8 protein-coding genes are annotated in these 13964 nt (G+C 57.9%); all 8 read left to right on the forward strand.

Going from position 1 to position 13964, the window contains the following annotated elements:
• The first annotated feature begins 183 nt into the window (after positions 1-183).
• Positions 184-3372 (forward strand): SusC/RagA family TonB-linked outer membrane protein, encoded by a 3189-nt coding sequence (locus PXG97_RS19360; RefSeq protein WP_276499485.1) that lies wholly within the window; start codon positions 184-186, stop codon positions 3370-3372.
• Positions 3373-3387: 15 nt separating this feature from the next.
• Entirely contained in the window at positions 3388-4818 is a 1431-nt protein-coding gene (locus tag PXG97_RS19365; protein ID WP_276499486.1) for a RagB/SusD family nutrient uptake outer membrane protein, read from the forward strand.
• 76 nt (positions 4819-4894) lie between these two features.
• A complete protein-coding gene (locus PXG97_RS19370; RefSeq protein WP_276499487.1) occupies positions 4895-7483 on the forward strand; it encodes a hypothetical protein in 2589 nt (862 codons plus the stop codon).
• A 15-nt stretch (positions 7484-7498) separates the two neighbouring features.
• On the forward strand, positions 7499-8212 hold the full coding sequence (locus tag PXG97_RS19375) for an SGNH/GDSL hydrolase family protein (protein WP_276499488.1): 714 nt from the start codon (positions 7499-7501) through the stop codon (positions 8210-8212).
• Positions 8213-8254: 42 nt separating this feature from the next.
• Positions 8255-10612, forward strand: coding sequence for a glycoside hydrolase family 3 C-terminal domain-containing protein (locus PXG97_RS19380; RefSeq protein WP_276499489.1), 2358 nt, complete (start codon positions 8255-8257; stop codon positions 10610-10612).
• 159 nt (positions 10613-10771) lie between these two features.
• A complete protein-coding gene (locus PXG97_RS19385) occupies positions 10772-11623 on the forward strand; it encodes a sugar phosphate isomerase/epimerase family protein (protein WP_276499490.1) in 852 nt (283 codons plus the stop codon).
• Between the two features lie 25 nt (positions 11624-11648).
• Positions 11649-12185 carry a gluconate 2-dehydrogenase subunit 3 family protein gene (locus PXG97_RS19390; protein ID WP_276499491.1) on the forward strand — a complete coding sequence of 179 codons (537 nt, stop codon included), beginning with the start codon at positions 11649-11651 and terminating at the stop codon, positions 12183-12185.
• A 4-nt stretch (positions 12186-12189) separates the two neighbouring features.
• Positions 12190-13905 (forward strand): GMC oxidoreductase, encoded by a 1716-nt coding sequence (locus tag PXG97_RS19395; protein ID WP_276499492.1) that lies wholly within the window; start codon positions 12190-12192, stop codon positions 13903-13905.
• Positions 13906-13964: the final 59 nt, after the last annotated feature.

Genomic DNA, 13964 nt, shown 5'->3' on the forward strand with positions numbered 1-13964 from the left:
AACGCTGTAAATGAGGGTGGAGCAACTCCTGGGCAGGGGATACAGGTATCGGCAGTGGGTTGCATGGGAAAGACTGAATAAGGTGTATTGCCGCATAGGTGTACCAGACTTGATGGGAAGATACAGCCAGGGGCCGATGCCCAGGCACAGCATTGAGGTTTGAACAAAATAAATTCCATACGTATGAGACATGAGTTTAACAACCTACTGCGATTAAAGTTGATCTGTGTCTTGCTATGCCTGACATGTGGTGTCAAAGCGCTGGCGGCGCAGGCGGCCGGTCCCATCACGGTTAGCGGCAGGATTACAGGGGCCACAGACGGTGCTCCCCTTATCGGAGCCTCTGTCGTGGAGAAAGGAACGAGCAACGGTACCGCCACTGATGCCGAGGGGCGTTTTACACTGACCGTGCGCCCGAATGCGACGCTGGTGGTGACCTACATCGGGTTTAACGCCCAAGAGGTCGCTGTGAATAACAGAACGGATTTGGAGATAGCCCTGGATGCCGACCAAAAGCAGCTGCAGGAAGTGGTGGTGGTGGGTTACGGCACACAGCGCAAAAAGGACCTGACGGGCTCAGTGGTGAGCCTGTCGACCGAGGAGCTGCTTCCGGTGCCGGCGGCCAGTTTTGACCAGCTCATGCAAGGCAAGGTGGCGGGCACGCAAATCTCCCAGACAACGGGTGCACCAGGGGGTAACGTGAACATCGTGATCAGGGGCATCAGCTCTATTACCGGCGGCAACCAGCCCCTGTATGTGATCGATGGCTATGCCATTGGCGCAGGCGGGGGTGGCTCGGATGTGAGCAGTTTCAATGGCAACTCCTTTTCCTCCAGCGGCATGGCCAACAACACGGTTAACAAGATCAACCCCTTGAGTACCATCAATCCTGCTGATATCGAGTCTATTGAAATACTCAAGGATGCCTCTGCCACAGCTATTTACGGTTCCAGGGGCGCGAACGGCGTGGTGATTATCACAATGAAAAGGGGGAGGCAGGGCAGGCCGAGCATTAGCCTGGAGGCCTCTGGTGGCGTGCAGACGCTGGCCAACAAGCTGGATTTGCTGGACGCGCGCCAGTTTGCCGCGTTCGTGGCTGATGGCCGGGACAATGCCTGGGTCTATGCGGGCGGAGATGCCGCCGATCCGAATGAGGCCCGCTCCGGTGCCACCCGGGTAAAGCCAGAGTTCCGCAACCCGGAGGCGATAACAGTCAACACAGACTGGCAGGATGTGATTTTCAGGCCTGCCGCCATCCAGAACTACCAGCTATCCGCCAGCGGCGGCAAAGAGGATTTAACCTACTACATTGGCGGCGGCTATTTTGACCAGGACGGTATCATCGAGGGGTCTGACTTTAAGAAGTTTAACCTCCGTACCAATCTGGATGTGGATCTGACCAAGCGCCTGCGCTTAGGGGTCTCGGTAGCAGGGTCGCATTCCTGGGGCGACTTTGCCCGCGCCGAGGGTCACCTGGGGCAGCGCGGCCTGATCTCAGCGGCCCTGGCCAGCTCCCCGGCCCTGCCTATCTATGATGCCGAGGGGAATTACAGCTCTGAATTGCTCGATCCCCTGGGTGTTCCGGTGGAGAATCCCTTGCTTATCCTGGATGAGTTCAGTGACAAGCGGCAATCCAGCAACTTCTTCACCAACAATTACCTGGAGTATGAGTTGCTGGAAGGGTTAACCCTACGGTCCTCGATTGGTATTAATTACATAGTGGACAAGACCAGGCTTTGGAAATCCTCCGAGATAGGCGAGTGGGGAGCCAAGACCAGCCCTGCGACAGCGGGGGCGCATAACAGGACCAGCCTTAACTGGCTTAACGAGAACACGGTAAACTTTCAGCGGGTCTTCAACGAGCGGCACAGCCTGAATGCCGTGGCGGGCTTCACGGCACAGAAAGACGTGATGGAGATGCTGCAGGCGGGTGCTACTGACTTCCCGACCGATCACATTCAGTTCCTGGCCGGGGGCAACGTGAACGCCGGCACCAACTTCACGTCAGAGTGGGCCATGCTTTCCCTGCTGGCCAGGGCAAGCTACACGTTCAACGACAGGTACCTTTTTACGGCCACCGTGCGGCGGGACGGCAGCTCCCGTTTCGGGGCGAACGAGCGCTGGGGTACCTTCCCCTCTTTCTCTGTGGGCTACCGCGTTTCGGAGGAGCCGTTCATGCAGGGCCTTGCTTTCCTGGACGACCTCAAACTCAGGGCCAGCTACGGGGTATCGGGTAATAACCTGATCGGTAACTATGCCCACATCGGCTTGCTGGGGATCTCCAGGTATGTATCCAACGGGCAGCCGGTGCTAGGCATCGTGCCGCAGGGCCTGGCCAACGACGATCTGACCTGGGAGCGCTCGCTGCAGACGAACCTGGGCCTGGACCTGTCCCTGTGGGACAGCAGGCTCACACTGACGGCAGACGTGTACCGCAACCATAAAAAAGACCTGCTGCTTAATACCCTGCTGCCGGCGGCCTCCGGCTTCGGGTCTTCCATACAGAACGTGGGTGAGCTGGATAACAAGGGCCTGGAAGTAGCGGTAGGCGCTGATATCGTCAGGAACAAGAATTTTACCTGGAACGTGAACGCCAACATCAGCATGAACCGCAACGAGGTGCTGGCGCTCAGCTCCTCGAGCTCCCGTATCATCAACTCAGCCTACCAGATCACGGAGGTAGGCCAGCCGATCGCCAGTTTCTTCCTGCTCCATGCCATCGGCGTATTCAAAGACCAGGCAGAGGTGGACGCCAGCCCGAAGCAGCACCCGAACGTGCAGCCCGGGGACCTGAAGTTTGAGGACGTGAACGGCGACGGCGTGATCACAGACGCGGACAAGAAGATCGTAGGCAGCCCCTGGCCGAAGTATACCTTTGGGTTCACCAACAGGCTCACGTTCAATGGGCTGACGTTGAGCACGGCCATTGTAGGGTCCCAGGGGAATGATGTATACTTTCAGGGTGGGGAGATCGTGCTTAACAATGCCGGGGTGCAGAACCAGCTGGCCATCGCGGCAGAGCGATGGCGCTCGCCGCAGGAACCGGGCAACGGCATGGTGCCCAGGGCCATCCGCAACGACTACGCCAGGGGCATAAGCGCTAATTCCCGCTATCTGTTTGACGGATCGTTTGTCAGGATCAAGAATATCAACCTTGCCTACAACCTGCCAACAAGTGTGCTGGACAGGTTACGCGTGCCCGCCCTCACGGTGTTCGCGGATGTGGCCAACGTGTATACGTTCACTGATTACCCCGGCTATGACCCGGAAGCCAGTTCCACGGGCGATAACATCGCAGCCACCGGTGTCGACTACTTCTCCTATCCTCTTCCAAGGATTTTCACACTAGGCTTAAGAGTATCTCTCCAATAATTAAGGTAAAGCGTTATGAGACTGAAAATACTTGCCACTGTATTGCTTTTAGGCACACTTACCTCCTGCGAGGACTTCCTGGAGCTTCAGCCGGACTCCCAGATAAATGACCAGAGCTTCTATCGGACGGAGAATGATTTTGAATCGGCCATGATCGGGGTGTACGGCACCTTTAAGAACCTCTACAACACGGATCTTTTTTACGTGGCCGAGCTGATGTCAGACAATGCCGAGATCTCCATTTCCTCCTCTTCTATCACCGAGGTGGAGTTTGACGAACTGAATGTAACCCCATCCAATACAATCGTGCAGTCTGTCTGGAACACGGCCCTCTACACGGTGGCACGCTGCAATATCATCCTTAGCAGGCTGGAAACGGCAGACATCGATGCCGGTGTGAAGAGCAGGATAGCGGGAGAGGCCAGGTTCATGCGGGCCTACAGCTATTTTATACTGGTGCAGACCTTCGGCAGGGCGCCCCTGACGGATGCAGAGTTCAGGAGTCCCGGCCAGATTGCGGGTGCTGACCTAAGCCTGAAGCCGCGGGAGGAAGTGTACCGAAAAATCATCGAAGACCTGACGGAGGCGGAGGTGCTGTTGCCCGAGGAGCTGAACCCGAACAAAGGGTATGCCTCACGTGGAACCGTTAAAACCCTGCTGGGCAAAGTGTACCTCACCCAGCAGCAGTACGATCAGGCCGCTGCCAAGCTGAAAGAAGTGATCGAGTCAGGACAGTATAGCCTAGTAAGTAATTACAAGAGCCTTTTTGCTACCGGCAATGAAAACCTGCCGGAGTCCATCTTTGAACTCAAGTTTATATCCGGGGCTAACCTGGGCAACAGCTACTCGGTGCAGTTCACGCCAGCCTCCACCGGCCTGCTGGCAAACGGGCAGCAGGGTTCGGGCAGGATTACCCCCACCCTGAGCTTGGTGGAGGCTTATGAGGAGGGAGACTTGCGCAAGGATGCCACCGTAGGGGAGTACATCGTTTCTGACCTGACAGGGGAGAGGGCCTATAGCAGACATGGGCTGAAATTCGTAGATTTAACAGCGGAGAATCCCCGCGACGGCAGCATCAATTTTACCGTGCTGCGCTATGCGGACGTGCTGCTGATGTATGCCGAGGCACTGAATGCCTTGGGCAACACGGACGAGGCCGAAGACTACCTGAACCTGGTGCGTAGCCGCGCCGGCCTTGCTGGCCAAGAGGGGCTCTCGCAGGACGCGCTGCGCGAGGCGATCGCCCATGAGCGAAGGGTGGAGCTGGCCTACGAGGCGCACCGCTGGTTTGACCTGGTGCGCACCGGCAGGGCACAGGAAGTGATCAATGCCTATTATGCCGCCAAAGGGCTTAATTTTTCAGTGGCCGGTCACGAGCTGGTCCTGCCCATCCCGAGAAGGGAGATAGAGATAAACCCGACGCTGGAGCAAAACCCCGGCTACTAATGGCAATACTGTATTTCCGTTCCCCGCTGCCATGCCGGCAGTGGGGAACGGAATTTAATTTTAACCCTTACACCCTATGACGCTTAATTTCAGACCGCTTATGTGGCTTCTTGCCGGCAGCCTTGCCTATGCCTGCTCCGGTTCGAAGCCTGCACCAAGCCAGCCTGAGGCAGCCGTGGCGACACAGGCGCCTGCAGCGCCCTTACCCTTGATCGATTCCAGCCTGAGGGGGCAGCCTTTTGAGAACATCACGCTGGAGGCCTCCCTGAAACCCTTCAAGCAAAACGACCCGGCCTACATTAAGCGGGTAGCCGCCGAGATGTTCACCCAGTGGAGCGCCCTGCTGCGCCATGCCGACACGGTTTCGGTCATGCTCTGGACGGCCGACGGTTCGGAAATACTTGATTACAAGGGCACACTGGAGCAGCCGTTGGAGTGGGCAAAGTACATCGGCAACCCGAACACGGAGCACGCGGTTGGCTCCGGACCAAAGGAGCTGTCACTCCATGAGCGGGCTTACCTGTACATGGACAGTCCGCCGGAGTTTACCTACGGGGACCTGAAGCTGATCGTGCAGACCCTGCGGGAAACAGGGGAGGCAATAACCGGCAAACCAGTAAGAGTAGGCGCTACCTTTGACCCGGGGCCGGAGTTCGCCAAGTCTGACTTTAAGTATAAGAAGCACCCGGAGATACTGGAAGGAAGCGCCATGGGGCATAAGTCCTTTGTGTTCAGCTATGCCGTGCTGAACGCCGACAACGCCTCCTATGCCGGTTTCCCGGATGGCATTCCGGCGAACACCCCTTTCGGAACCTTCTTTGGCCGCCAGAGCCAGCACTTCCTGCAGGACCTGGGCTTTGATTACATCTGGTTCAGCAACGGTTTTGGCTTTGGCATGGAGCCTTGGGCCTCGACGGGCACCATCTTCACCGGAAAGGGCTTTAATCAGGAGAACCTGGCAGAGACCAAGGAGAAGATCATTAATTTCTGGACGCTTTTCCGCCAGGAGTGCCCGGATTTTCGGATCGAAACCAGGGGCACCAACCTGGCCACAGGCATTGACCTGGCCAAGGATGGCGTGGACCTGAAAGCCATTTACGAAGGAGGATACAACATTCTGCCGCCGCCAAATTCACCCTGGGCCGCCCTGGACGGAGACTTCGGCCTGGAGATGGTAGGCTACATGTCGCGGATGGCGCAGCTGCCCGATGACCGCTACATCTTCCGCTACTACACCCATGATCCCTGGTGGCTGAACAGCCCCTGGCTGGACCGGTATGGCCGTGAACCGCATGATATTTACCTGCCGATGGCCGTAGCCCGTTTGAACGGGCAGGGGGAGGTAAAACTGCCCACGCACCTGAACTTCCTGACCATCGATGATTCCTTTGGGGACATGCCCACGCAGGTGCCCAACGAGGTGATCCCCCACATCCTGAAGGCCCGCTACGACAGCCCCACAGCGCCCGGTCCCCTGGTATGGGTGTACCCGTTTGAGGAGTATCACAGCTGGGCCTACAACCAGCCGGACCGCCTGGCGGAAATATACTACGGTGACTGGTTTATCCGGCAGGCCATCAACAACGGCTTCCCGCTTAACACCATCATCTCCACCAAATATTTTCCTGCTGCCCTGGAAAATAAGCCGCATGTGTTTGACGAGTCGGTCTTGCTGACGATTGTGCCGGATGCAGGCTCTGCCTTCGAGCAGAGTTTGATCAACTACGTGCGGCAAGGGGGCAAAATCATTGTTTATGGGCCTGCTGACCATGCCAGCCCTGCCTTTGCCGAGCTGTTGAACCTGGAAAACGCTACGGCGCTGGAGGGGGAGTTTACCCTGACAGAAAGCTACGGCAAAGATAAACTAACCCGGAAGGGGCCTGCCACCATACAGCACCTGGCCCTGTTCTCCGGCGGCGGCCTGCGCACAAAAGTGAGGAACATGAAAGATCTGCATACCAAGGTAGGGGTCCGCATGACCCAGGGCGGCAACACGCGCGACGCCCTCTGGACAAGGGCACTACCTGACTGGAAGGGGGGCAAGGTAGCGTACGTGCGCGGTACCAACTCAAGCCACTACGAAGGGGGGCGCCTGCTCAAGCCGAATGATCCCACCAAGTATGCGGTGGGACCCGCGTACCTGCGGCACGTGCTCCAGGAATTCGGTATGGAGTATATCGTGGACAAGTATGATCCGGCAGTTAAAAGCCCGGTGCTGAGCATATCCCGCAGCAACAACGGCTATTTCTTCTCCGGGTACGTGCCCAACACATCGGTCAGGCACCGCTTCAGGTTCCCGCAGGGGGCACCGGTGCTGCTTGGCTACGATACCGAGCTACAGAACGGCTACGCGACCTATTCCTTCCCTACCGCCTGGAACCGCGAAGCGCGGGTGTTTGTCGAGCAGCAGGATGGCATTGTGTCTGTGAAAGAGATGCATTCGGGCGAGCTGGGCATCAAGCGCAGGCTGCAGATAGCGGGGCTTGAGAACGCCACGGTGCGGGTGTACCCGGATGCGGATATTTCCGACGAGGGCATACACTTCTACCTCAACACGGGGTACCCTTGGAAGACGGGGCACCTGCCTTTTGAGAAAGGGGAGAAGCAGTTCGGCAAGAGCTACCTGGTAAAGAATGTAACGGGTACTGTGGTGGTATCCTGGTAAGAAAGCATGTATCGCATGAATAATATAAAGCTAATCGTTCTGGCTTTGCTGCTATCGCTTTCAGCGCAATGCCAAAGTATAAAGAGAGCGCCTGCGTCAGCCTATCTGAGTGATGTGCAGCAGGAGCTGAAAGCGGTTTTCCCGAACAACAAACGGATTAACCTGGTCTTTCACGGGCACTCCGTCCCCTCCGGCTACTGGAGCAAGCAGGAAGTGCACACGCTGGAGTCTTACCCGCACTTGCTGCTCACCAAGCTAAAAAAGGAGTACCCGCACGCGGTGATCAATGTCATCATCACCGCTATAGGCGGTGAGTTTGCCGAGAAGGGGCAGCCGCGACTGGCCACTGAGGTGTTGCCGCTCAAGCCCGATGTCCTCTTCATCGACTATGCCCTCAACGATATGGGCATAGGCCTGGAAAGGTCAAGGGTGGCCTGGGAAAAGATGATCGAGGAAGCCCTGCGCCATAACGTGAAGGTTATTCTGGTGACCCCTTCCCCCGATCAGCGGCAGGACCTGAAGGACCCTGACAATAAGCTGGCCCAGCATGCCAGGCAGATACGGGGGCTGGCCACCAGGTATAAGGTCGGCTTGGCGGATCCCTATGCCGCATTCGAGCGGATTGCCAGGGAGGAGGGCACCGTGGCCCCTTACATGTCGCACGTGAACCATCCCAATGAAAAAGGCCACGACATCATTGCCCGGGAGTTGCTCAAGCACTTCCTGTAAAGCAGCATAGAAAAGACTACAAAGCAAATAACCCTATAGCTTATGAACGTATCAAATTACAGTATGGCCCTGCTGTTGACGGCGCAGTTTTGCCTAGCAGGGGCCGTCAAGGCACAGACCTCTCTGAACGGATCGGGCGATGCAAAGCCCTCCAAAATGGCTCCGCAATTCGGTAAAAGCCCGCTCGAAGAAGTTATTAACGCCATGACCACGGAGGAGAAATCGCTGATGGTGACCGGCGCCAAGCGCCGGGAGGTGGTACCGGTGGCAACGCCGGGGAGAAAGCAGAAGAATATCACGGCAGTAGGGGGATACACCTATCCTTTTGTGCACCTGGATATCCCGGCCATTTACCTTTCGGACGGGCCAGCGGGTTTACGCATCGCCCCCAGGAGGGAAAATGACCTCAACACATATTACTGCACCGCTTTTCCGGTAGCCACCCTCGTAGCCTCCAGCTGGGACCCCGGGGTGGCAGAGCGTGTGGGCAGCGCCATGGGGCATGAGGCCCTGGAGTATGGCGTGGATATCCTGCTGGGCCCGGCGCTGAACATCCACCGTGATCCGCTCGGGGGCAGGAGCTTTGAGTACTATTCCGAAGACCCGCTGATCTCGGGCAAGATGACGGCGGCAGCGGTAAAAGGCATACAGTCGCAGGGAGTAGGCACCTCGCTCAAACACTTTGCCGCCAACAACCAGGAGACGAGCCGGCGCTTTATCAATACCATCGTAAGTGAGCGCGCCCTGCGGGAAATATACCTGGAAGGCTTCAAGATAGCTGTCGAGGAGTCTGACCCCTGGACGGTGATGTCGTCCTACAACAAAATCAACGGCGTGTACACTTCTGAGAGCGAGGAGCTGCTGGAAACGATCCTGCGCAAGGAGTGGGGCTTTAACGGCTTTGTGCTCAGCGACTGGTACGGGGGAGAGGATGCGGTAAAGCAGATGAAGGCAGGCAACGACCTGCTCATGCCCGGCCTGGCCGTCTGGTCAGATAAAATTGACAGTGCCGCCAGCAACGGATCACTGGACATGAAAGTGCTGGACCGCAACATCGCGCGTATTCTGACCGTGGCCCAGCGCACCCCGACCTACAGGAACTACCCCTACTCTGACAAGCCGGACCTGAAGGGCAATGCCGCCCTGGCCCGCGATGCAGCCGCACAGTCGATGGTGTTGCTCCAGAACAAGAACCAGGCACTGCCGCTAGCCCGGGGCACACAGAAAGTAGCCGCCTTCGGCAACTACTCCTATAAGATGATCGTGGGCGGTACAGGCAGCGGCATGGTCAACAACGCGTACAGCGTATCGCTGGCGCAGGGCCTGGAGCAGGCAGGTTACCAGATGGACAAGGAGCTGCAGAAGACATACCTGGAGTACCTGAAGCTAGGTAAACCGCGCAACCTGAAAGCCGATAGCCTGATCACGGCCCTGCCAAAGCTGGATAGCATATTAGGTGAGCTGGCCCTGGATGAAAAGCTGATCCGCCGGAAGGCCAAAGAAGCAGACATCGCCATGGTGACCATCATGCGTGTATTCGGAGAAGGCGGCGACAGGAAGCTGAAAGACTTTTACCTGACGACAGAAGAAAAGGCGCTGCTCAAGTCCGTGTCGGAGGCTTTTCGCGGCGAGGGAAAGAAAGTGGTGGTGGTGCTCAACATTGGCGGCGTGATAGAGGTGGCCAGCTGGAGAGACCAGGCCGATGCCATCCTGTTGGCCTGGCAGCCCGGGCAGGAGGGCGGTCACGCGCTGGCAGACCTGATGTCGGGTAAAGTGACCCCGTCGGGTAAGCTGGCGACCACCTTCCCGATGGATTACCAGGACGGCCCATCGGCTAAGAACTTCCCGGGTACGCCTGCCGGAGAACCGAAACAGGTAGTCTATGAGGAAGGGGTCTATGTAGGGTATCGCTACTATGACAGTTTCAATATTACCCCAGCCTACGCGTTTGGCTACGGCTTGTCTTACACCGACTTTACCTACAGTAACCTGAAGCTGAGTTCAGGCAGGTTCAGGGACAAGCTGACCGTTACCATGGACGTGAAGAACACAGGCAAGGCGGCTGGAAAGGAGGTGGTGCAGCTCTACCTGAGTGCCCCTGCCAGGAGCATGGATAAGCCGGCAAAAGAACTGAAGGGGTTCGCGAAGACAGCACTCCTGCAGCCGGGGGAGACACAAACCGTTTCCTTTACACTGGATGCCAGGGCACTGGCCTCCTTTGACACCGGACAGACTGCCTGGGTAGCCGAGCCAGGGAGGTATACAGTACAGCTTGGCGCCTCTTCCAGAGATATCAGGCAGACGGCCTCCTTTAAGCTACCGAAGGCAAGGGTGGTAGAGCGGGTTACGAAAGTGCTGGTGCCGGAGGTACCCATTCAGGAGCTGAAAGCCACCAGATAGGCTGCTGCGGCAGGTATAATCTCATGCGTTGCTTGGGACTCTTCTAAATTTTATTAACTTAGTGCGTTAAGCAGTTTGTGGTGAGGCTGTAGCCTGTACCGGCGCTGTTTCACCCTGCGCAGCAGCAAGAGGCCCTTTAAACAACAAAAAAGATTAGATATGACACCTTCCTGTAAAATAGTAGCAGCCATTGCCCTGCTGTTTAGCCTGCTGGCTAGCCGGGAGACGGTACAAGCCCAAAAAAATCCGGAGGAGCGACTGGGATGGAAGCTTGGTGCCCAGGCCTATACCTTCAAGGAGTATACTTTCTTTGAGGCTGTTGAAAAGATCGACAGCTGTGGACTCAGGTATGTGGAGGCTTATCCGGGCCAGGTGCTGGGTGGAGGAATGGAAGGCCGGATGGATATCCACATGGATGCGGCAAAGCGGGAAGAAATTCTAAGGCGCCTGGAAGCAAAAGGCATGAAGATGGTGTCGTTTGGTGTGATCTCCCCAGGCAATGAGGCCGATTGGCGCCAGCTGTTTGCGTTCGGGAAGGCCATGGGCATTGAAACAATCACCTCTGAGCCGAAGCAGGAGGACCTGCCCTTGCTCTCGCAGTTGTGCGAGGAGTACAGGATCAATGTGGCTATCCACAACCACCCGAATCCTACCCGCTACTGGAACCCTGACATCGTGTTGGAAGCCCTGCAGGGACAAAGCAGGCGCATTGGCGTGTGTGCCGATATTGGTCACTGGACCCGCTCGGGGCTGGATCCGGTAGCCAGCCTCAAAAAGCTGGAGGGCCATGTCTTGCAGCTGCATGTAAAGGATCTGCATACACGGGATCCAAAGGCGCATGATGTGCACTGGGGGCAGGGTGTAACGAATATAGCCGGTGTCATCCAGGAGTTGAAGCGGCAAAATTTCAAAGGGATTCTCTCTGCCGAGTATGAGTACAACTGGCGCCATAACACACCCGATGTACGGGCGAGTGTGGACTATTTCAGAAGTGTGCTAAGGGAAGAGTAGCATTTAATTTAAAAAGTATAAGCATATGGATAGGCGATCGGCCGTTAAGGGCCTGTTGATTTTGGCGGGGGGCGTGGCGGTACTGCCCTCCTGCGTCCTGGAGGAGGGCAAGGCCTCCATCCCGCTGGACCACCTGGACGTGTCGCAGGGGCAGGAGGAGCTGCTGGCCGAGTTGGTGGAGACCATCCTGCCGGCCACCGACACCCCCGAGGGCCGCGAGATGGGCCTGCACCTGTTCGCCTTGAAGATGGTGGACGACTGCTACAGGCAGGAGGAGCGGCAGGCGTTCATGCAGGGCATGGCCGCCTTCGAGGAACTAGCCAAGAGTCAGGCCGGCAGCAGGTTCGGGAAACTCAGCCCGGAGCAGCGCCAAAAGCTGGTCGCGGCCGTGAACGCAGGGCAGGCGCCGCAGGAGGTGCTCGTCTTCTACAAAATCCTCAAGGGCGAGACGATCAAGGGCTACCTCAACTCCGAGCTGGTGATGACCCGCCTGCGGGTGTACGAGCTGGTGCCGGGCCGCTACGAGGCCTACTATCCGATTTCCAAAGCACAGATAAGCTAACGACATGGCAAACTTAAACACAGAAAGCGCGAAGCAGCGCACCTACGACGCCATTGTGATTGGCTCGGGGATAAGCGGCGGCTGGGCGGCCAAGGAACTGACCGAAAAAGGCCTGAAGACCTTGGTGCTGGAGCGGGGCCGCGACGTGAAGCACAACCGCGACTACCCCACCACCAATAAGATGCCCTACGAGTTCGAGCACCGGGGCGAGGTGCCCCTGGAGATCCGGGAGAAGGAGCCGGTGATCAGCCGCTGCTACGCTTTCCGCGAGGACGCCATGCACTTCTTCGTCCGGGACTCCGAGCACCCCTACGTGCAGGAGAAGCCCTTCGACTGGATCCGCGGCTACCAGGTGGGCGGCAAGTCGCTCTTGTGGGCGCGGCAGACCCAGCGCTGGAGCGACCTGGACTTCGAGGGACCGGCTAGGGACGGCTTCGCCGTGGACTGGCCCATCCGCTACAAGGACCTGGCGCCCTGGTACAGCCACGTGGAGAGGTTCGCCGGCATCTCCGGCAACAGCGATGGGCTGGCCGAGCTGCCGGATGGCGAATTCCTGCCCCCTTACCCGCTCAACAGCGTGGAGGACTACTTCAAGCAGCAGCTCAAGGACAAGTACGGCAACCGCCATGTCATTAGCGCCCGCTGCGCGCACCTGTCCAAGCCCAACCAGATCCACCTGGACCAGGGGCGGGCGCAGTGCCAGAACCGCACCCTCTGCCAGCGCGGCTGCCCCTTCGGTGGCTACTTTAGCAGTAACTCCTCCACCTTGCCCTGGGCCGAGCGCACGGGCAACCTCACGCTTAGGCCCTTCTCGGTGGTGGAGTCGGTAATCTATGACGAAAAGGCCGGCAAGGCCACCGGCGTGCGCGTGGTGGATGCCAACACCAAAGAGGTGACCGAGTACTATGCCCGCATCATCTTCGTGAACGCCTCGGCGCTGCACACCAACCACATCCTTTTGAACTCCACCTCCTCGCGCTTCCCCAACGGGCTGGGCAACGACAGCGGACTGCTGGGCAAGTACGTGGCCTTCCACAACTACAGGGCCAGGGTGTCGGCCGAGTACGACGGACTGCTGCAGTACAGCACCGACGGGCGCAACCCGGCGGGCGGAGGCTACATCCCGCGCTTCAGGAACCTGCACCGCCAGGAGACCGATTTCCTCAGGGGCTACGCCGCCGGCTTCAGCGCCCGCAGGTATGAGTTCGAGGACCGCTCCGGCTTCGGGGAGGTCCTGAAGCGGCAGCTGCTCAGCCCGCAGCTAAGCAACTGGAAGGTGGGCTCCCACATGATGGGGGAGACGATCCCGAAGGAGGAGAACTACGTGAGCCTGAGCAAGGAGCAGAAGGACGCCTGGGGCATGCCGCTACTCAACATCTCCGTCGGCTACGACGACAACGACGAGAAGATGGTGAAGGACTACCTCGAGCAGATGGAGGAGATGTTCACCAAGGCGGGCTTCACCAACATCAGGACCTCGGACTCAAAGCAGGCGCCGGGGCTGGACATCCACGAGATGGGCGGCGTGAGGATGGGCCACGACCCGGAGACCTCGCTGCTGAACAAGTATAACCAGCTGCACCACTGCCGGAACGTGTTCGTCACCGACGGGGCCTGCATGACCTCGACCTCTACCCAGAACCCCTCGCTCACCTACATGGCCCTGACGGCCCGCGCCGTGGACCACGCCGTGAGCGAGATGAAGAAGGGGAACCTGTAAAAAAATGATAAAAGGCTTCTGCCGCCATAAAGCTTGTGCGTCAGTGACAGCCAGTTAAC

This window comes from Pontibacter litorisediminis, from assembly GCF_029360645.1.
GTDB classification, from domain to species: domain Bacteria; phylum Bacteroidota; class Bacteroidia; order Cytophagales; family Hymenobacteraceae; genus Pontibacter; species Pontibacter litorisediminis.

What these genes read in the sequence shown, in the direction of transcription:
- PXG97_RS19380 (WP_276499489.1), top strand. Translation starts at nt 8,255, where the DNA reads ATGAACGTATCAAATTACAGTATGGCCCTGCTGTTGACGGCGCAGTTT.
- PXG97_RS19360 (WP_276499485.1), top strand. Translation starts at nt 184, where the DNA reads ATGAGACATGAGTTTAACAACCTACTGCGATTAAAGTTGATCTGTGTC.
- PXG97_RS19390 (WP_276499491.1), top strand. Translation starts at nt 11,649, where the DNA reads ATGGATAGGCGATCGGCCGTTAAGGGCCTGTTGATTTTGGCGGGGGGC.
- PXG97_RS19385 (WP_276499490.1), top strand. Translation starts at nt 10,772, where the DNA reads ATGACACCTTCCTGTAAAATAGTAGCAGCCATTGCCCTGCTGTTTAGC.
- PXG97_RS19375 (WP_276499488.1), top strand. Translation starts at nt 7,499, where the DNA reads ATGAATAATATAAAGCTAATCGTTCTGGCTTTGCTGCTATCGCTTTCA.
- PXG97_RS19365 (WP_276499486.1), top strand. Translation starts at nt 3,388, where the DNA reads ATGAGACTGAAAATACTTGCCACTGTATTGCTTTTAGGCACACTTACC.
- PXG97_RS19395 (WP_276499492.1), top strand. Translation starts at nt 12,190, where the DNA reads ATGGCAAACTTAAACACAGAAAGCGCGAAGCAGCGCACCTACGACGCC.
- PXG97_RS19370 (WP_276499487.1), top strand. Translation starts at nt 4,895, where the DNA reads ATGACGCTTAATTTCAGACCGCTTATGTGGCTTCTTGCCGGCAGCCTT.